Source organism: Streptomyces sp. NPDC007095 (genome assembly GCF_040634475.1).
Lineage (GTDB): Bacteria > Actinomycetota > Actinomycetes > Streptomycetales > Streptomycetaceae > Streptomyces.
Genome location: NZ_JBEYFS010000120.1, coordinates 1 through 18,002, shown reverse-complemented (window position 1 = coordinate 18,002; position 18,002 = coordinate 1). Strand labels below are relative to the sequence as shown.

Genomic DNA, 18,002 nt, shown 5'->3' with positions numbered 1-18,002 from the left:
GGTACGCCGTTCACCGTGTCCGGGGCCACAGATCCGGGTCCGGCGCGAAACGCACCCTGAGTTCCCCCTCGCGCAGGGCGGCGCCGGCCACGGTGCAGCGGCGCAGCGCGGACGGCAGCGGCACGATCCTGCGGAACTGGCCCACGGTGACGACGAGTTCGTCGCCCCGGCGGATCAGGTCCAGCTCCTCGCGTATCGCGCCGGGCAGCGGGATGTGCCATACGAGGACGCCGTCGTGGGCGAGGTGGTCGAGGACGGGCCACTCGACCGGGGTCGGCGCCCGGTTGACGCCGGGCACGGGGAGCGCGCCGAGGTCGTCGGTGCCGCGCGGGTCGCGGCCGAGGTGCGGGACCTCGTGGACGGTGTACGTCTCCTGCCACTCGTCCAGCGCCTTGCGCTGCTGGGCGGCGAGGGCGCCCAGCCAGGCGTCCGCGCTGGCGGCGGGCAGTACCCGGCTCGCGACCAGCGCGTCCACGCGCAGACCGTGCAGGGCGAGGGCGGTGGTGGCGGCGTGTACGGCGTCGATGCCGGCCGGGCCCGGCTCGGCGACCAGCCGTACGGTCGTGGCGCGGTCCTCGACGACCGCCGCGACGGCGGCCAGCTCGACGTCCCAGCGTGCCGCCGTCTCGTACAGCCACTCGGCGGGCATCGGGACGCCCGCGAGGCGTCCCAGGACGGGGCGCAGGGCGCGGGCCGCCTGGCGCTCCGGCGGGAGCAGCCGGCGCAGGTAGCGGCGCAGCTCCTCCGGGAGGGCGAGGAGGGCGAGCGCCTGCGGGGTCGGCGGGAGGTCCACGACCAGCAGGTCGTACGTCTCCGAGGTCGCCGCGTCGCGCAGGGCGCGCAGCAGGGCGAGTTCCTCGGCGCCGGGCAGGGGGGTGAGTTCCTCTGCGTCCAGGCGGGAGGCGCCGAGCAGGTCCAGGGCGGTGGTCGCGCGGTCCTGGAAGGCGGTGAGGTCCTCGCGGAAGCGGGCGTTCGCGTCGGGGCGCCACGTCGTGAGGCGGGGCGCGGCGTCGGTGGGTTCCGCGCCGGTGGGTACGCCGAGGACGGCGCCGAGGGTGTCGGTGCGGTCGGCGGTGAGCAGGAGGGTGCGGGTACCCTCGCGGGCGGCCTTCAGCGCGGTGGCCGCCGCGACCGTCGTACGGCCCGTGCCGCCCTGGCCTGTGATCAGGATGGTGCGCATTGGAAGTACGCTACCTGCGTCGAGCGCCCCCGGGCTCCGCCCCCCCCAGCCCCCCGATCGGACTGAACGGCCTCGTCCACAAACGCCGTACGGGCTGAAAACGCGGGCGCGCCCCGTCAGGGGCGCGGGGAACTGCGCGAACAGCCCCCCACCGGCCCGCGGAGCGGGATCAGCCCGCCTCGCCCGACTCCACTCGCTTCTTCAGACCTGCCAGCGCGCGGTCGATGATGACCTTCTCGGCCTTGCGCTTGATCATGCCCAGCATGGGGATCTTGACGTCGACCGTGAGCCGGTAGGTGACCTCGGTGGCGCCGGCGCCCGCGGGCTTGAGGATGTACGAGCCGTCCAGGGAGCGGAGCATCTGGGACTTGACCAGGGTCCAGGAGACCTCGTGGTCGCCGGTCCAGGTGTACCCCAGGGTCTGGTCGTCCTTGATCGCACCGGCGTCCATGACGAGGCGTACCTGCTCGGCGCGGCCCTGCCCGTCCGTGGCGAGTACTTCCGCCTCCTTCACCTCTCCCGTCCAGTCCGGGTAGCGGGCGAAGTCGGCGATGACCGCCATGACATCAGCCGGTGCCGCCTCGATCGTGATGCTCGAGCTGGTGTGTTCCGCCATCGCGGTAGCTCCTCCAGATGCGGTCCGGTGAGGGAGGGTGGTACGCACGTGTGTGCAGCGTGAAGGCTACCGCGCGCCCGCCGAACCATCGCCACCCCACCTGCTGTTCACCACTCCAGGACCCACGGGCGGCCCGACGCCGCGAAGTGGCCGACGTTCACGCACTCGGTCGTCCCGATCCGCATCCGGCGCGCGAGCGGCTGGTGGACATGGCCGAAGAGGGAGTAACGGGGACGGATGCGGCGGATCGCGTCCAGGAGGGCACGGGAGCCGCGCTCGAAGCGGCGCGCCACCGTGTCGTAGACCAGCTCCGGTACGTCCGGCGGGATGTGCGTGCACAGGACGTCGACCTCGCCGACCGCCTCGATCTTCGCCGCGTACTCCTCGTCGTCGATCTCGTAGGGCGTCCGCATCGGGCTCAGCAGACCCCCGCCGACGAAGCCGAAGACCCGGCCGCCGATCTCCACCCGCTCACCGTCGAGGACCGTCGTGCCGGGTCCGGCGTACTCCGCCCACAACGGGGGCATGTCGACATTGCCGTAGGTCGCGTACGTCGGTGTCGGGAACGCGGCGAACAGCTCGGCGTACTGCTTGCGCACCGCCTTCTCGATGGCCACGGAATGGTCCATCCCGATCTCGTCCCACAGCCGCCGCCCGAAGTCCCGCGCCTCGGCGAAGCGGCGGGCGGTGCGCAGCTCGACCAGCCGGTCGGCGTTCTCGGCGCCGAAGAGGTCGGGGAAGATGCCGCGCCCGTGGTCGGCGTAGTCGAGGAAGAGCACCAGGTCACCGAGGCAGAGCAGAGCGTCCGCGCCGTCGCCGGCCCGGGCCAGGTCACGCACGTTGCCGTGCACGTCACTGACCACATGAATGCGCGTCCTGCGGTTACCGCCTGGTGTGGGTGCCATGACGATCAAGCGTAGGCGTGTGGGGCAAACGTGAATAGAGGCGGTCGGACCTGCGGTTACTGGCATGGCGAGAAGAGCGTGGACTACTGTGCGTGAAGGAAAGCCATCCGGTGTGACGCGCCAACCTGTGTGACGCAGGGAACATCTCGTCGGGACCCCCTATCGAAAAAGCCGTACCGGTGGGTAACGTCCGGGCAGTCCAGTCGTACTCAGGATTTCAACAATGATGTTCCTGGGTACCTGCCCGAGCCTTGGACCGCTCCGTCGCATCACACACCGTCGTGGCGTCGGCGCCCTATGAGGAGCAGCAGTCTTGCGCGAGTTCAGCCTTCCGGCTTTGTACGAGGTCCCTGCGGACGGAAATCTGACCGACATCGTCCGCAGAAACGCCGCGCAGCATCCCGACGTCGCCGTCATCGCCCGCAAGGTGGGCGGCACGTGGACGGACGTCACCGCCACCACCTTCCTCGCCGAGGTGCGGTCCGCGGCCAAGGGTCTGATCGCCTCGGGCGTGCAGCCCGGCGACCGGGTCGCTCTGATGTCCCGTACCCGCTACGAGTGGACGCTGCTCGACTTCGCGATCTGGAGCGCGGGCGCGGTCACCGTGCCGGTGTACGAGACCAGCTCGGCGGAGCAGGTGCAGTGGATACTCGGCGACTCGGGCGCGACCGCCTGCATCGTCGAGCTGGACACGCACGCGGCCTCCGTGGAGTCGGTGCGCGACCGGCTGCCCGCCCTCAAGCACGTCTGGCAGATCGAGGCCGGCGGGGTGGAGGAGCTGGGGCGCGCGGGCCAGGACGTCAGCGACGCCACCGTCGAGGAGCGCAGCTCGCTCGCCAAGGCGGACGACCCGGCGACCATCGTCTACACGAGCGGTACGACCGGCCGCCCCAAGGGCTGCGTCCTCACCCACCGCGCCTTCTTCGCGGAGTGCGGCAACATCGTGGAGCGGCTGCGCCCCCTGTTCCGTACGGGCGAGTGTTCCGTCCTTCTCTTCCTGCCGCTCGCGCACGTCTTCGGACGGCTGGTGCAGGTCGCGCCGATGATGGCGCCGATCAAGCTGGGCTGCGTCCCGGACATCAAGAACCTCACCGACGAGCTGGCCGCGTTCCGGCCGACGCTGATCCTCGGTGTGCCGCGCGTCTTCGAGAAGGTCTACAACTCGGCGCGTGCCAAGGCGCAGGCGGACGGCAAGGGCAAGATCTTCGACAAGGCGGCGGACACGGCGATCGCGTACAGCCGCGCCCTGGACACCCCCTCCGGCCCGTCGCTCGGCCTGAAGATCAAGTACAGGACCTTCGACAAGCTCGTCTACAGCAAGCTGCGCGCGGTGCTGGGCGGTCGCGGTGAGTACGCGATCTCCGGCGGCGCCCCGCTCGGTGAGCGCCTGGGCCACTTCTTCCGCGGCATCGGCTTCACGGTCCTGGAGGGCTACGGCCTGACCGAGTCCTGCGCGGCCACCGCCTTCAACCCCTGGGACCGTACGAAGATCGGTACGGTCGGCCAGCCGCTGCCCGGCTCCGTGATCCGGATCGCCGACGACGGCGAGGTGCTGCTGCACGGCGAGCACCTGTTCAAGGAGTACTGGAACAACGAGGCCGCGACCGCCGAGGCGCTCGCGGACGGCTGGTTCCACACGGGTGACATCGGCACCCTCGACGAGGACGGCTACCTCCGTATCACCGGACGCAAGAAGGAGATCATCGTCACCGCGGGCGGCAAGAACGTCGCCCCGGCCGTGATCGAGGACCGCATCCGCGCGCACGCGCTGGTCGCGGAGTGCATGGTGGTCGGCGACGGGCGCCCGTTCATCGGCGCGCTGGTCACCGTCGACGAGGAGTTCCTGGGCCGCTGGGCCGAGGAGCACGGCAAGCCGGCGGGTTCCACCGCGGCGTCGCTGCGCGAGGACCCGGATCTGATCGCTGCGATCCAGGACGCGGTCGACGACGGCAACGCCGCGGTGTCGAAGGCGGAATCGGTGCGGAAGTTCCGCATTCTGTCCTCCCAGTTCTCGGAGGAGTCGGGCCACCTCACGCCGTCCCTGAAGCTCAAGCGCAACGTGGTGGCGAAGGACTACGCGGACGAGATCGAGGCCATCTACCGGGGCTGACGGCCCGACCGGGCGGTTCTCATGGCGCGGTGTCCTCGGCGAGGATCCGCGCCATGCCGCGTTCCGCGAGCGCGGTGATCGTGAGGAACGGGTTCACACCGATCGAGCCCGGCACGAGCGAGCCGTCGGTGATGTACAGGTGCGGGTACCCCTTGACGCGGCCGTAGCCGTCCGTGGCCTTGCCCAGCACGCAGCCGCCCAGCGGGTGGTAGCAGAAGTCGTCGGCGAAGGTCTTGTTGTTGCCGAAGAGGTCGTAGCGGTAGATCGTCGCGTTGGCCGAGTTGATCCGGTCGAAGAGCTTCTTGGCCATGCTCACGGAGACCGCGCTCTGGGCGGCGGTCCAGCCGAGCTTGGCGGAGTCCGTCGCCGCGTCGTACGTGAAGGACGCGCGCTCCGGGTTCTTGGTGATCGCGAGGTAGAGACTGATCCAGGTCTCCAACCCGGTGGGTATCGGGGCGATTTCGGCGAAGACGGGGTTGGCGGTGTTGGCCCAGTCGTCGATGCCCATGACCGGCATCGTCGACTGGTTCGCCCCGACCGTGTCCCAGATGTGGTTGGCGCGGCCCGTCATCACGTTGCCGTTGGTGCCCCAGCCGGTGCCGACGCTCGCGTCCAGGGCCGGCAGCGTGCCCGTCTCCCGGGCCCGGACGAGGAGTTCGGTGGTGCCGAGGCTGCCGCCGCCCAGGAAGAGGTACGTACAGCTGTACTGCTTGGTCTCCACGACCGCGCCGGTGGTGTCGATCCGGTCGGCGGTCAGGGTGTACGTGCCGTCCGTGGCCCGGCTGATCGCCCGGACCTTCTCCAGGGTGTGGATGGTGACGTTGCCGGTACCGAGCGCTGCCGCGAGGTAGGTCTTGTCGAGGCTCTTCTTGCCGTAGTTGTTGCCGTAGATGACCTCGGCCGCGAGTGCGGACTTGGTGGCGGTGCCGGCCGCCTCGCGCTGCATGTAGGTGAAGTCGTAGACGTTCGGGACGAAGGTCGTCTTCAGGCCGGCGTTGGCGGCGGCCTTACGGGAGGTGCGGGTGAACTGGTACCACTCCGTGGACTCGAACCAGGTGGGGTCGACCGTGTTGACGCCGAGCATGGTGCGGGCGCGCGGGAAGTACGTGTCGTACATCTCGGTGGCGTCGACCGTGGGGAACTGCTCGGAGAAGTAGGACTGGAGGGGCGTGACGGCCATTCCGCCGTTGACCAGCGAGCCGCCGCCGACACCTCGGCCGACGTAGACCGACATGTTGTCGTAGTGGACCCGGTCCAGGACTCCCGGGTAGAGGCTGATGTCCTTGTTGACGACGTCCAGCCACAGGAAGGTGGCGAGTGGGGCCTCGGTGCGGGTGCGGAACCACATCGAGCGCTCGTCGGGGGCGCTGGTGGAACAGAAGACCTTGCCGTCGGAGCCGGCGGTGTTCCAGAGCTTGCCCATCTCTATGACGAGGGTGCGGATGCCGGCCTGGCCGAGGCGGAGGGCGGCCACGGCGGCGCCGTAGCCCGATCCGATGACGATGGCGGGCGCGGTGTCGACCGCGGCGGGCTCTGCGGCGTGGGCGGACTGGAGGCCTACGCGGGTGAGACCGGCCGCGGCGGCCGTCTGGAGGGCGACCATGCCCAGGATTTGGCGTCTGGTCAGGTGACGGTTTGTCAGCTGACGGTTACTCATCTGATGATGAGTCAGTTTTTCTGTCATGAGCGCAGCATCGGCGGATTATTTGCTTCCGCCTAGGCTTTTTGCCGGGTTTTCGGGGGGCGCTGCGATGAGTGGGGGAGAGTGCGGGTGATTTGTGGCCGGTCGCGCACCTAGAGCAATTCTTTCAAGTCCTCCGCCAGCAGGTCCCAGCGCCACTTCTCCTCCACCCACTGCCTTCCCCGTTCGCCCATGTGGCGGCGGAGTTCGGGGTCGGCGAGGAGGGTGATGATGCGGTCGGCGGAGTCGTCCGGGAAGTCGCCTCGGACGACCCAGCCCGTTTCGCCGTCGAGGACCGCGTCGGGGGCGCCGCCCGAGTCGCCCGCGACGACCGGCAGGCCCGTCGCGGAAGCCTCCAGGTAGACGATGCCGAGGCCCTCGACGTCGAGGCCGCCCCTGCGGGTGCGGCAGGGCATCGCGAAGACGTCGCCCGCGCCGTAGTGGGCCGGCAGCTCCGACCAGGGGACCGCGCCGGTGAAGCGGACCGCGTCGGCGACCCCGGTGTCGTACGCCAGCTTGCGCAGGTCCTGCTCGTACGGCCCGCCGCCGACGATCAGCAGCACCGCCTCCGGCTCCTTGGCGAGGATGCGGGGCATGGCGAGGATCAGCGTGTCCTGGCCCTTGCGCGGGACCAGGCGGGAGACACAGACCACCACCGGGCGGTCGGTGAGGCCGAGGCGGGCGCGGACCTCGTCGCCGCCCGAGCCGGGGTGGAAGGTCTTCTCGTCGACCCCCGGAGGGAGCTGGACCATGCGGGAGGCGGCCTCGGGCGTCAGCGCGGACGCGATGCGCGAGCGCGTGTACTCACCGAGGTAGGTGATCGTGTCCGTGGACTCGCCGATACGGCGCAGCAGCTGCCGTGCGGCGGGCAGCTGCGCCCAGCCCGCCTCGTGGCCGTGCGTGGTCGCCACCAGGCGATCGGCGCCCGCCCTGCGCAGCGCGGGCGCCATCAGGCCGAGCGGGGCCGCCGCCCCGAACCACACCGACGTACAGCCGTGCTCGCGCAGCAGCCCGACGGCGCGCCGGGTGGCGCCCGGCGTGGGCAGCAGCATGGTCGTACGGTCCCGGACGACGGTGAAGGGCTGCTCGGCGTCGAAGGCGGCCGTCGCCTCGACGCCCTCCCGGCTCCGCTTCCACGTGGATGCGTAGACTACGAACCGCTCGGGGTCCAGTCGTAGCGCCATGTTGTGCAGGAACGCCTGGATGCCGCCGGGGCGGGGCGGGAAGTCGTTGGTCACGATCAGGGTCTTGTGCATCGCGTTCGACACTACCGAAACCTTCGAATCCCCACGCGAGCGGTCCACAGCGGCGAAGCTGTATTCCACCGGTGGTCACAGCTCCGTACGGCCGCGCTTCACGGGCCTCGCACAGCCCGGCACGTCATCATGTTTCCGCACAACGCACAACCGCACCATGTCAGCACCGCACCACCGCACCACCGCACCACCGCACCACCGCACAGACACCGACGAACAAGGGCCAGGTGAGCATGAAGGGCACACGGGGGGAAGGGGTTCCGTACGCGTTGCTGGGAACCTGGGGCCTGACCAGGCTTCTGCTGCTGCTCTTCGTCTCCAAGGTGTTCGTCTTCCCGGGCCCGGACGTCACGAGTGACGTCTCGGTGATCTACCAGGGCTGGTACGAGATCCTGCGCACCGGCACCTTCCCGCTCGACGACGTGACCTGGCAGTACCCGCCGGCCGCCGCGCTCGCGATCCTCTCCCCCGGACTGCTGCCCTTCCTCGACTACGCGCACGCCTTCTTCCTGCTGGCCTTCGCCGCCGACCTGGTGGTGTACGCGCTGCTCCACTACGCCGGCCGGCGCCCCGGCAAGACGCTGCGCGGCGCCTGGGTGTGGGTGATCGGCGTCCCGCTGCTCGGACCGACCGTCTACGCCCGCTACGACGTGATGGTGACGGCCGTGGCGGTCGCGGCGCTCCTCGCGGGAGCCCGCCATCCGCGGGTGATGGGCGCTCTCGTGGGCTTCGGGGCGCTGGTGAAGGTGTGGCCGGCGCTCCTGCTCCTGGGGGCCGTGAAGCGGCGTGCGTGGGCCGCGGCGGCGGTGACCGCCGGCGGGATCGCGGTGCTGTTCGGGCTGTCGATGCCCGGCGCCTTCTCCTTCCTGACCTTCCAGCGCGACCGGGGCACCGAGGTGGAGTCACTGGGCTCCCTCGTCTTCCATGTGGGCCGGCACTTCGGCTGGGACGGCCAGGTGCTGCTCAACTACGGCTCGGTGGAGTTCCTGGGCCCGTACGTCGACGTGGTGAGCAGGCTGGCCCTGGCGCTCACCGCGATCGCCTTCGCGTGGCTGCTGCTGTGGCGGCTGCGCGCCCAGCGCTTCCGGCCGCACACGCTCGCCGACGCCGCCTTCGTGGCGGTGCTGATGTTCACGGCCACCAGCCGGGTCATCAGCCCGCAGTACATGGTGTGGCTGGTCGGGATCGGCGCGGTCTGCCTGTGCTTCCGGGGCAGCCGGATGATCCTGCCGGTCGGGCTGGTGCTCGCCGCGTGCTTCGTGACCGTCCTGGAGTTCCCGATCTGGTTCTCGCACGTCGTGGGCAGCGACCGGCTGGGCGTCACCCTGCTCTTCCTGCGCAACGGCCTGCTGGTGGTCGCGGCCCTGCTCGCAGCCCGCGAACTGTGGCGGGGCACGGTGTCCGACCCGGCCCCGACCCTGCCCGCTCAGGCCACCCGCACCAAGGAGCGCCTGAGCTCGTCCTGACGGCGGCGGGAGCGGGCGAGAAGCAGTCCGACGGCCGTGCACTGCACCGCCATGGACAGCGCCAGCGCCAGGCAGATCCCGGGCAGCCCGAGCCCCGACACCGCGTACGCCACCGGCAGCTGGACGGCGGTACCGAGCAGTGTCACCCGCAGCAACAACGGCGATCCCCCGCTCCCCTCGAAGACCCCGCCCAGCGCGATGAAGCAGGCCATCAGCAGCAGGTACGGGCCGACGCAGCGCAGGAACAGCACGCCGTCGTGGGCGACCGCGTCCCCGGCGCCGAAGGCCCGCATGATCCAGGGGGCGAACGCGCCGAGCAGGACGGCAGCCACCAGGCCCACCGCCCCGGAGACGATCACCGCCTGCCGCCCGATCGCGCCCCGCTCGTCCCGGCCGGCGCCCCGGGTGTGCGCGGTGTGGATCGAGGCGGCCTGCCGCACCGCGTAGAAGGCCATGGTCGCGACGTACATGACCTTGTACGCGATGGAGTACGCGGCCACGGCCGTCACCCCGAGCCTGGCCACGATCGAGACCAGGACCAGCGCCCCGCCCTGGCGCACGGTGAAGTCGGCGGACATGGGCAGTCCGGTCCGCAGAGTGCGGCGTAGCGCGGGGCCGGTGGGCTCGGCGGGACGGACGGCCGCGGCCTCGCGCAGCAGCGCGTTGCGGCGCAGGGCGCGCAGGCCGGCGGCGAGGGCCACGCAGCGGCACAGGACCGTGGAGGCGGCGGCGCCCCGGACGCCGTAGGCGTGGATGAGCAGCGGGTCGAGGCCGAGGATCAGCCCGTTGGCCAGCAGGGCGAGGCGCATCGGGGTACGGGTGTCACCGGCGCCCTTCAGGATGCCGTCGACGAGGTTCTGGGCGAAGAAGACGGCGATGCCCGGCAGGGAGATCCCGAAGTAGGCGACCGCCAGGGCGAGGGCGCGCCCGTCGCCGCCCAGGACCAGCCGGGCCAGCGGTTCGCGCAGCAGGTACCCGCCCACGGCGACCACGGGCGTCACGACGGCGCACAGGGCCCGTCCGCCGCGTACGGCCGCCCGGAGCGCGCCCGGATCCCGGGCCCCTCTGGCATGGGCGACGAGGACGGTCGTGCCGGAGGCGAAGACCAGGGCGACGCCGAGGAGCACGTTCTCGGTGTTGGTCGCGACGGCGACGGCGGCCACGGCGGGACCGCCGAGCCGGGAGACCCAGACGGTGTTGATGATCCCGGCGGCGACGGAGGCGAGCAGGGAGAGGTACACGGGGTGGGCGAGCGATATGAGCTGCTTCCGGTGGGCGTTCACCGATGGTTGCCTCGATTTCCTTGATTCCCTCGATTCGAGCTACCTCGTTTAGAGGTAGCTCGATAAGAGGTACCATGGGCGTCCGGCACCCGCAAGCAAGGAGCGCCCCGCATGCTGGAGCTCTCGATCCTCGGATTTCTGTTCGAAGAGCCCTTGCACGGCTATGAGTTGAAGGAACGCATCAAGGCGCTCAGCGGCCATGTCCGCCCGGTCAGCGACGGCGCGCTCTACCCGGCGATCACCCGCCTGGTGGCCGCAGGACAGCTGGACCAGCACACGGAGCCCGGCAGCGGCGCCGCCCCTCGTCGCATCCTGTCGCTCACCGAGAAGGGCCGTGCCGAGCTCCTGGAGCGGCTGCGCCACCCCAAGCAGGCCGAGATCACCGACCACGTCCGCTTCAACACCCTGCTGGCGTTCCTGCGTCACCTCCCGGACCCGCGGGAGCAGGCCGCGGTCCTGCGCCGCCGCCAGGAGTTCCTGCTGACGCCCGCGAGCTTCTTCTACCGGGACGGCGAGCCCGTACGGGCGGAGGAGGCCGGCGACCTGTTCCGGCAGGGGATGCTGCGGGTGGCGCGGGCGACGGGCGAGGCGGAGCGGGAGTGGCTGGCCGAGGCCATCGCCCGGCTGGACACGCCGACGGGCTGATTCAGCCGAGCTGCGCCTTCAGGTACGCCCGCCACTGCTGTGTGAACTGCTCCGGCGTCGTGTGCAGGACGTCCCGCAGCGCGCCCTCGACGGCTCCCGCCCGCTTCTCGTGGTCGCCGACGGCCCGGTAGAACTCGTTCAGCCGGACCTCGCCCCAGTGGTCGGCGATCAGCCGGCAGGCCATCCAGCCGCCCTCGTACGCCCGCGCCAGCCGGGCCGCGTCCCCGGTGAACCCGAAGTCCTTGTCGTCCGGCAGCGCGGCCGGTACGCGCCCGTCCAGCAACGCCCGCTCCAGCTCCGGCGCCGCCTGTGTCGCCGTACGGCCGCTGCCGCGGTAGCCGACCCAGTCCGCGAAGCCCTCGGAGAGCCACAGGGGTGTGGCGGCGGTGGTGTGGGCGCGGGTGGCCACGTGCGTCGCCTCGTGGGTGAGCACGACCTGCTTGCCGAAGTCGCCGAGAAGGCCGTACGCATCGGGGTTGACGATGATCCGGTCCGCGGGCGCCCTGGCCGTCCCTCCCCCAGTCTTCGACCGGGGGGACCCCCATTTCGCTTCGCTCACCTCTCCGGTCGTGACCGCCGCGATCCCCCGGTACCCGGACGCGGGCGCCCCGAGCAGCCCCGCCATGCCCTCCAGCGACTTGGGTACGACAACGACGACGTGCCCCGACCAGTCCGCGCCCCAGGCATCGGTGACGGCGGGCACGGCGCGGTCCGCGAGGCCGGCGTACGCCCGCAGCCGCTCACCGGACTGCCCGACCCCCAGGACGAGGCTGTGCGCGCCCCGCACGACCGTCACCGCCCCCTGCTCCCACAGCTGCTGACCGGCCCGCTCGGCGGGCACGTCGGAGGCGACCCGCCAGGTCCCCCCGTCACGGACCAGGCGCAGGGTGCGGGCCGCCGTGACGGGCGCCCCGTCGTAGCCCTCGATGCGGTAGCGCAGCTCGACGCCCGCGGTGGCGCGGTCGCCGGAACGGTGCAGGTCCGTCAGGCGGTACGACCAGTCGGCCAGCGGAACGGCGCGCAGCCTGGTGAACTCCGCGGTCGAGCCGGACGGTTCCTCCGTGGCCCGGTACGCCGACTCGTTCCGGTCCAGGACCGCGGCCGCCCGCCGGTCGAGGACCCGCTGCACATCGGCGGACGCGGAGTCCTGGGACGGCCTGCCGCCGCAGCCCACCAGCACGGCGAGCAGCAGCACCAGGGAGCACCCCGCCCGCGACGCACGCCTTCGACCAGCCACGTTCCCGATCGTACGGCGCCCGGGCGCGGGGGTCAGACCCGCGTCACGGACGAGATGGGCATCATGCCCACCGGGTCGTAGCGCACCGGCGCCCCCGGATAGGGCGCGTGGATCACCTGGCCGTTGCCCACGTACATCGCGACATGACTCGCGTCGGAGCGGTAGGTGACGAGGTCGCCGGGCTGCGCCTGGGAGAGCGGCACCTGCCGTCCGGCGTACCGCTGTTCCTGGGAGGTGCGCGGCAGACCGACGCCCGCCTGCCGGTACGACCACTGCATGAGGCCCGAACAGTCGAATCCGCCGGGCCCGTTGGCGCCCCACACGTAGGGGCGGCCGAGTGCGGAGCGGGCCGCGGCGAGGGCGGCGCCGGCGCGCCCCGAGGCGGGTGTGACGCTGCCGAGTTCGGGCAGGTCGGAGCGTCCGGAGCGGGAGGCCCGGTCGTAGGCAACGCGCTCGGCGGACGGCAGCGAGTTGAGCAGGAGGCGCGCCTTGGCGAGTTTCTGTTCGACGGTGCGCTTGTGCTGGGCGACGGCCTTGGTGCTCTTCTCCAGCTCGGCGAGTTTGGAGGTCGCCTCCTTGCGTTTCTGGGCGAGGTCGCGCATGGCGAGCTGGAGGTCCTTGAGTTCGCCCGCCTGGTGGGCGTTGATCCGGTCGAGCGCGGCGGCCTTGTCGAGGTACTCGGCGGGGTTGTCGGAGAAGAGCAGCGCCAGGGAGGGGTCGAGGCCGCCCGCGCGGTACTGGGCCCCGGCGAGCGAACCGAGCGCGTCCCGCACGGTGTTGATGCGCTCCTGCTGCCGGGCGATGCGGTCCTGTGCCGTGCTCACCTCTTTGCGCAGGACTCCCGCGCGCTCGTCGGCCTTGTTGAACGCCTCGGTTGCCTTCTCCGCCTGGGTGTACAGGCGGTCCACCTCGGCCCGGGTGTCGTCCTTCGGTGCTGCGGCGGCCGGTACGGCCCCGAGGGCGGCGGCCGCGACGGACATCACGGTCACGGCGACGCCGGCGATGCCCGCGGCGCTGACGCCCCGGTCGAACCCGGACGGTGGACGGCGGCGATGGAACCCCACGAGTAGCCGCTCTCCCTTCCGCTGACGGTCCCCCGGAGTTGGGGGAAACGCGCCAGACAGTAGCCGTGCGACTACGCACCGGCCAAAGACCTCCAGGGGCGCACAACGCGGCGCCCCGCCGGAGACGCAGGTCACCGACGGGGCGTGGGGTCAGCGGGAGTTACCGCGATTCGCCCGTTCGGGCGGCATGTCGAGGGGGCCTCGAAAGGATCTCGGAGGGTTCGGGGAGCCGGATCAGACCCGGACGCCGAACTGGAACGCTCCGCCGATGGTGCTCATCGACTCGTAGCGCACGACCGTTCCGGTACGCGGGGCGTGCAGCACCTGGCCGTTGCCCGCGTAGAGGCCGACGTGGTGCAGGTCGCCGAAGAAGAAGACCAGGTCGCCGACCTGCAGATCGCTCTGCGAGTAGATGCGGGTGCCTATGGTCGCCTGCGACTCCGAGGTACGCGGGATGGAGACACCGGCCTGGGCGTACGACCAGGAGGTGAAGCCCGAGCAGTCGAAGGAGCTGGGGCCGGAGGCGCCGTAGACGTACGGCGAGCCGATCTTGGTCTGTCCGGCGGAGAAGGCGGCACCGGCGCGCCCGGACGCGGGTGTACCGGGGTTGCCGAGAACGGTGCGCTCGCTGGCACGGGTGGCGCGGGACTGCTCCGCGTCGAGAGCCGCCTTCTCCTTGGCCGTCAGGGAGTTGAGGAGCTTCTGCGCCGCGGCGAGCTTGGTCTGGACCGCCTTCTTCTGCTTGGCCAGTTCCGTACGGGTGTCGGCGAGGTCCTTGAGCTTCGCAGAGGCTTCCTGCCGCTGCTGGGCGAGCGAACGCTGCTTCTCCTGGACCTTCTTCAGCGCCTCGACCTGCTGACTGCTCAGCTGGTCCATCGCGGACGCCTTGTCCAGGTAGTCGTCCGGGTTCGAGGAGAGGAACAGCGCCACGGAGGGGTCGATGCCGCCGGTGCGGTACTGGGCGCTTGCCATCGTTCCGAGCCCGTCACGCAGGGCGTTGAGCTCGTCCTGGCCGCGGGCCACGTTGTCCTGCAGGGTGCTGATTTCCTTCTCCAGCTTGTCCTGCTTCTCCTTGGCCCCGTCGAGCTTCTCGGTGGCCTGCTCGGTCTCCTCGTAGAGCTTGTCGACCTTGCTCTTGACCTCGTCCTTGCTCGGCTTCTCGCTGGGCGCGGCATTGGCCGCGTTGGCGCTGAGGGCCACGGCGGCAGCGGCGGCGGTGGTGAGCACGGTCACACGGGTGCGGCTCGGCTGCTTGGGTCGACGGTGGGACGCCACGAAGGCGAGCTCCTTCTTCCTCCAGCCGCCTGCCGAGACGCCGACGGGCGGTGTCCCTCCGCCGTCGCTCCCAATGAGCGATCACCCGAGCGGAGGTTCGAGGCCAGACCCTAGTGACCTTCCTGTGATCAGTTCAAATCCAAACCTGAAAATTCTTAGTCACCCAGCGCATTCTTTGCACTCAACTCACGTGCAGTGATGCGGGGCTGACGCTACGTTGCGTGAAGGTTTCGCCAATTCGGGCACAACGCCTGGATGTTACGGATGGTACGTACGGGCCCTTTGGGGCGTAAGGTACAGATCGCCGACCGCTGTTCAATCGCTGTTCCGACCGCTGGATCAGTCCCTGTTCCAGCCGCTGTTCCAGCCGCCTTTCAGCCGCTGTTTCAGCCGCTGCTTCAGCCGCTGCTTCAGCCGCGCGAAAAGCGCTTGAGAAGCACCGCGGAGGCCACCGGGCGGGCGCCCGCCTTGGCGATCCCGTCGGCCACCTCACGGTCGGTGGAGACGACGATGACGGGCCGCCCGGGCGGCTCGGCACGCACCAGCTGGCGGATCAACTCGTCCGCCGTGACACCCGCTTTGGAGAACAGCACCCGCACCCCGCGCGGCGGCGCGAGCAGCACGGGCGCCGCCAGCTCGGCCCCGTCGAAGACACACGTCACCTCGGCCCCGGTCTGCGCGGCGAGCTGCGAGAGCTGCCCCAGCAGCCTGAGCCGCTGCTTCTCCAGCGGCATCTGCGGATAGCCGGTCTTGGTGACGTTGTAGCCGTCGACGACCAGATGCGCCTGCGGCAGCGCGAGGAGCTGGTCGACGATCGCGGGATCATTTTCGGACAGGGCGCGGGCCGCGATGTCCTTGGGCGTCATGCGCCCCGGTTCGACCGCGTCCACGGTCTCCGCCGGCCGTACGGACACGGGCGGCAGCGCGAGCTCCCGGCGCAGCCCCTGGGCCGCCTCCAGCACGGTGTCGAGCAACAGCCGTACGCGCATGTCCTCGACGCTGCGACCCTCGCGTGCCGCCTTGCGGGTGGCCTCCAGGGCCGCCTCGGCCTCCGAGAGCCGCGCCTTGAGCCGCCGGGTCTCGCTCTCGGCGGCGGACACCTGGGCCTGCCCGTCCGCCCGCGCGGTGTCCATCTCGCCCTGCAGCTTGCGCAGCGCGGCCTCGCCCCGCTTGACGTCACTGAGGGCGCCGCGCAGCTTGCGGTGAAGCGATTCGGCTTCCCTCTTCGCGGACTCCAACTCCGTGCGCAACCGCTCGGTTTCGGCCTTGGTCTGACCACGCGCCTGCGCAAGCTCCTCGCGCAGCCGCTCCAGCTCCGCCCGGCTCTCCTCGTCCGCGCGCTCGGCGTCCGCCCGCAGGGCCTCCTCGCCCGCGGCGGTCACCAGCTTCACCCAGCCCGTGGGGCGCAGCACATAGGCCGCGGCCGCCACGTCCAGCGGATCCGCGGCCGGTGGCGGCGCGCCCGAGTCGAGGGCACCGGCGAGCTCCGGCTGCGCCTCTCTGAGCTTCTCGGCGATACGCTGCCGGAACAGCGGATCGGTCTCCAGCGCGGCGGCCATGGCGTTTCCGGCGAACTTCGCCCGCCGGTTGGGGGCGAACCGCGCATATTGCCGCAACTGGGCGGGCAATTCGGCGACGGTCAACCCGCCGAACCCGTCCGACACGATCTGTACGACCCGTCGGCGTACACCGTCGGGCAGCGGACGGTCGAGCACCTCAGCGGCGCCGTCGTCCGGCTCCCCGCCTGTGGTCTCCACCATCCGTCACCCCAATGTCTGTGCGGGGCCCGCTCCCTCAGGAGCCGGCGCCCGGCCTGTCCACCAGTTCCACCTGGTCCACCGCGTTGCACCACCGGCAGCGCACCGACTCGATGGTCTCACTGACCACCTTGCGCTCCTCGACGTTCGGCTCACCGGCCAGGTCGAGGTGCACATACTCGACGACCTTGGACGAGCGGGTCACGTCGAATCGCGTGAGGTTGCCGCAGAGCGTGCAGCGCCAGCGAGTCTCGGCGGTCGGGAGGGGAACCGTCATGTGGCAGTCGCTTTCCTTCTAGTGTCCGTCCAGCGCCGGTCTCCGGCGCGTGTGGCTCGTTACCCTACGGCCTGGCGGGTACTCGACGCTCGGCCGTCCACGGCGGCGAGGCGCTCTGTGCGCATCGGTCCGGTTACGTCATGCTCTGTTCCATGATCAGCACCTGGGGTACGGCGGTCGGCAGGACGATGCGCGGTCAGTCCGCGCCGGTGACGTACGGACTGATCTTCCTGTGCTGCCTGATCTTCCTGATCGGCCCCGCCTCGGGACTCAATCCGTCGTTCGGCACCGGAGATGCGCTCGTGGTCGCCCAGCGGGCCTACTTCCGGCGCTGGGGCGTGATCCCCGCCGAGCTCTTCGACGGGATCCCGAGCGCCTGGCTCACCCCGGCCACGGCCCTGTTCATCCACGGCAGCTGGCTCCATCTCCTGGGCAACATGCTCTTCTTCTACGTCTTCGGAGCGATGACCGAGGAACGCATGGGCCACGTCCAGTTCGCCGTCTTCTACGTGGTCTGCGGCTACCTCGCTCTACTGGGTTACGCGATCGCCAACTCCGGCTCCGAGCAGACCCTGGTCGGCGCCTCGGGGGCGATCTCCGCGGTCCTGGGAGCGTTCCTGTACCTGTTCCCCAGGGCCCGGGTGACCAGTCTCTTCCCGTTCCTCTTCTTCCTGCCGCTGCGCTTCCCCGCCTGGGTCGTGCTGCCCTTCTGGGTGACCCTGCAATGGCTGGCGGCGGGCCGCAGCCCCTCGGGCCCCGGGGTCGCTTATCTGGCCCACCTGGTGGGCTTCTCGCTGGGGTTCGTCTACGCGTGGGTGCGGTTCGGGCGGCCGACTAGAGTGAAAACCCCAGCAGCAGCCCCCGAGGGAGAAAACCAGCCGTGATCACCGCGATCGTGCTCATCAAGACCAGCGTGGACCGGATCCCCGAGATCGCCGAGTCGATCGCCGCGCTGGACAGTGTCAGCGAGGTCTTCTCCGTCACCGGTACGTACGACCTGATCGCCATGGTCCGGGTGAAGGCCCACGACGACCTGGCGGACGTCATCCCCGGCAAGATCAGCAAGATCCCCGGTGTCGAGGCGACGGACACCCACGTCGCGTTCCGCACGTACTCCCAGCACGACCTGGAGGCGGCGTTCGCCATCGGCCTGGACAGCTAGTGCCGCAACAGGCAACGTTCGCCCCGTCGCGACGCCCGGCACGCACTCTCGCCGCACCGGCCGAAAGCCCAAGTACGTCCAGTACGAG

At 70.7% G+C, this 18,002-nt stretch carries 16 protein-coding genes; 5 read left to right on the top strand and 11 right to left on the bottom strand.

Annotation, left to right across the window (positions count from 1 at the left end):
* Positions 1–10 precede the first annotated feature (10 nt).
* From ABZ656_RS33710 to ABZ656_RS33700, 3 genes are all read right to left on the bottom strand, one after another.
* The gene (locus ABZ656_RS33710) at positions 11–1,180 is read right to left on the bottom strand and encodes an ArsA-related P-loop ATPase (RefSeq protein WP_360272981.1); all 1,170 of its coding nucleotides are present in this window, start codon (positions 1,178–1,180) and stop codon (positions 11–13) included.
* Between the two features lie 169 nt (positions 1,181–1,349).
* Positions 1,350–1,796, bottom strand: coding sequence for an SRPBCC family protein (locus ABZ656_RS33705; RefSeq protein ID WP_054231534.1), 447 nt, complete (start codon positions 1,794–1,796; stop codon positions 1,350–1,352).
* Positions 1,797–1,903: 107 nt separating this feature from the next.
* Positions 1,904–2,701, bottom strand: coding sequence for a metallophosphoesterase family protein (locus tag ABZ656_RS33700; protein WP_101405608.1), 798 nt, complete (start codon positions 2,699–2,701; stop codon positions 1,904–1,906).
* 313 nt (positions 2,702–3,014) lie between these two features.
* Between ABZ656_RS33700 and ABZ656_RS33695 the strand changes: the two genes are divergently transcribed.
* Complete coding sequence (locus ABZ656_RS33695; RefSeq protein ID WP_101405607.1) at positions 3,015–4,811, top strand: long-chain fatty acid--CoA ligase; 1,797 nt, start codon at positions 3,015–3,017, stop codon at positions 4,809–4,811.
* A 19-nt stretch (positions 4,812–4,830) separates the two neighbouring features.
* Here ABZ656_RS33695 and ABZ656_RS33690 read toward each other — a convergent pair whose 3' ends face one another.
* Together ABZ656_RS33690 and ABZ656_RS33685 are read right to left on the bottom strand one after the other, a co-directional pair.
* Positions 4,831–6,414, bottom strand: a complete 1,584-nt coding sequence (locus ABZ656_RS33690) for a GMC oxidoreductase (protein ID WP_101405606.1) — start codon at positions 6,412–6,414, stop codon at positions 4,831–4,833.
* 191 nt (positions 6,415–6,605) lie between these two features.
* On the bottom strand, positions 6,606–7,748 hold the full coding sequence (locus tag ABZ656_RS33685; RefSeq protein WP_101408196.1) for a glycosyltransferase family 4 protein: 1,143 nt from the start codon (positions 7,746–7,748) through the stop codon (positions 6,606–6,608).
* Positions 7,749–7,981: 233 nt separating this feature from the next.
* Between ABZ656_RS33685 and ABZ656_RS33680 the strand changes: the two genes are divergently transcribed.
* Positions 7,982–9,214 carry a glycosyltransferase family 87 protein gene (locus ABZ656_RS33680; RefSeq protein WP_360272975.1) on the top strand — a complete coding sequence of 411 codons (1,233 nt, stop codon included), beginning with the start codon at positions 7,982–7,984 and terminating at the stop codon, positions 9,212–9,214.
* On the opposite strand, the gene ABZ656_RS33675 is transcribed toward ABZ656_RS33680, so the two are convergent.
* Entirely contained in the window at positions 9,175–10,497 is a 1,323-nt protein-coding gene (locus ABZ656_RS33675) for an MATE family efflux transporter (protein ID WP_101405604.1), read from the bottom strand. The two genes, ABZ656_RS33680 and ABZ656_RS33675, sit on opposite strands and share 40 nt — an antisense overlap.
* Positions 10,498–10,608: 111 nt before the next feature.
* Between ABZ656_RS33675 and ABZ656_RS33670 the strand changes: the two genes are divergently transcribed.
* On the top strand, positions 10,609–11,142 hold the full coding sequence (locus tag ABZ656_RS33670) for a PadR family transcriptional regulator (protein ID WP_101405603.1): 534 nt from the start codon (positions 10,609–10,611) through the stop codon (positions 11,140–11,142).
* A gap of 1 nt (position 11,143) precedes the next feature.
* Here ABZ656_RS33670 and ABZ656_RS33665 read toward each other — a convergent pair whose 3' ends face one another.
* From ABZ656_RS33665 to ABZ656_RS33645, 5 genes are all read right to left on the bottom strand, one after another.
* Positions 11,144–12,379 carry a hypothetical protein gene (locus tag ABZ656_RS33665; RefSeq protein WP_360272970.1) on the bottom strand — a complete coding sequence of 412 codons (1,236 nt, stop codon included), beginning with the start codon at positions 12,377–12,379 and terminating at the stop codon, positions 11,144–11,146.
* A 32-nt stretch (positions 12,380–12,411) separates the two neighbouring features.
* Positions 12,412–13,443: an NlpC/P60 family protein gene (locus tag ABZ656_RS33660; RefSeq protein ID WP_360272967.1), complete on the bottom strand. Its 1,032-nt coding sequence runs from the start codon at positions 13,441–13,443 to the stop codon at positions 12,412–12,414.
* A 234-nt stretch (positions 13,444–13,677) separates the two neighbouring features.
* Positions 13,678–14,718 (bottom strand): NlpC/P60 family protein, encoded by a 1,041-nt coding sequence (locus ABZ656_RS33655; RefSeq protein WP_101405600.1) that lies wholly within the window; start codon positions 14,716–14,718, stop codon positions 13,678–13,680.
* Between the two features lie 410 nt (positions 14,719–15,128).
* On the bottom strand, positions 15,129–16,478 hold the full coding sequence (locus ABZ656_RS33650; RefSeq protein WP_101405599.1) for an NYN domain-containing protein: 1,350 nt from the start codon (positions 16,476–16,478) through the stop codon (positions 15,129–15,131).
* A gap of 34 nt (positions 16,479–16,512) precedes the next feature.
* The gene (locus ABZ656_RS33645) at positions 16,513–16,752 is read right to left on the bottom strand and encodes a hypothetical protein (RefSeq protein ID WP_054231545.1); all 240 of its coding nucleotides are present in this window, start codon (positions 16,750–16,752) and stop codon (positions 16,513–16,515) included.
* A gap of 152 nt (positions 16,753–16,904) precedes the next feature.
* On the opposite strand from ABZ656_RS33645, the gene ABZ656_RS33640 reads away from it, so the two are divergent.
* Together ABZ656_RS33640 and ABZ656_RS33635 are read left to right on the top strand one after the other, a co-directional pair.
* Positions 16,905–17,636, top strand: a complete 732-nt coding sequence (locus tag ABZ656_RS33640; protein ID WP_101408195.1) for a rhomboid family intramembrane serine protease — start codon at positions 16,905–16,907, stop codon at positions 17,634–17,636.
* Positions 17,633–17,914, top strand: a complete 282-nt coding sequence (locus tag ABZ656_RS33635) for an Lrp/AsnC ligand binding domain-containing protein (protein ID WP_101405598.1) — start codon at positions 17,633–17,635, stop codon at positions 17,912–17,914. Before ABZ656_RS33640 ends, ABZ656_RS33635 begins: the two co-directional genes overlap by 4 nt.
* The last annotated feature ends 88 nt before the right edge of the window (positions 17,915–18,002 follow it).

Excerpts from the sequence above, each read along its gene's own strand:
- ABZ656_RS33650 (WP_101405599.1), bottom strand. The coding sequence starts at position 16,478 with ATGGTGGAGACCACAGGCGGGGAGCCGGACGACGGCGCCGCTGAGGTG.
- ABZ656_RS33690 (WP_101405606.1), bottom strand. The coding sequence starts at position 6,414 with ATGGTCGCCCTCCAGACGGCCGCCGCGGCCGGTCTCACCCGCGTAGGC.
- ABZ656_RS33680 (WP_360272975.1), top strand. The coding sequence starts at position 7,982 with ATGAAGGGCACACGGGGGGAAGGGGTTCCGTACGCGTTGCTGGGAACC.
- ABZ656_RS33640 (WP_101408195.1), top strand. The coding sequence starts at position 16,905 with ATGATCAGCACCTGGGGTACGGCGGTCGGCAGGACGATGCGCGGTCAG.
- ABZ656_RS33670 (WP_101405603.1), top strand. The coding sequence starts at position 10,609 with ATGCTGGAGCTCTCGATCCTCGGATTTCTGTTCGAAGAGCCCTTGCAC.
- ABZ656_RS33700 (WP_101405608.1), bottom strand. The coding sequence starts at position 2,701 with ATGGCACCCACACCAGGCGGTAACCGCAGGACGCGCATTCATGTGGTC.
- ABZ656_RS33710 (WP_360272981.1), bottom strand. The coding sequence starts at position 1,180 with ATGCGCACCATCCTGATCACAGGCCAGGGCGGCACGGGCCGTACGACG.
- ABZ656_RS33685 (WP_101408196.1), bottom strand. The coding sequence starts at position 7,748 with ATGCACAAGACCCTGATCGTGACCAACGACTTCCCGCCCCGCCCCGGC.
- ABZ656_RS33645 (WP_054231545.1), bottom strand. The coding sequence starts at position 16,752 with ATGACGGTTCCCCTCCCGACCGCCGAGACTCGCTGGCGCTGCACGCTC.
- ABZ656_RS33705 (WP_054231534.1), bottom strand. The coding sequence starts at position 1,796 with ATGGCGGAACACACCAGCTCGAGCATCACGATCGAGGCGGCACCGGCT.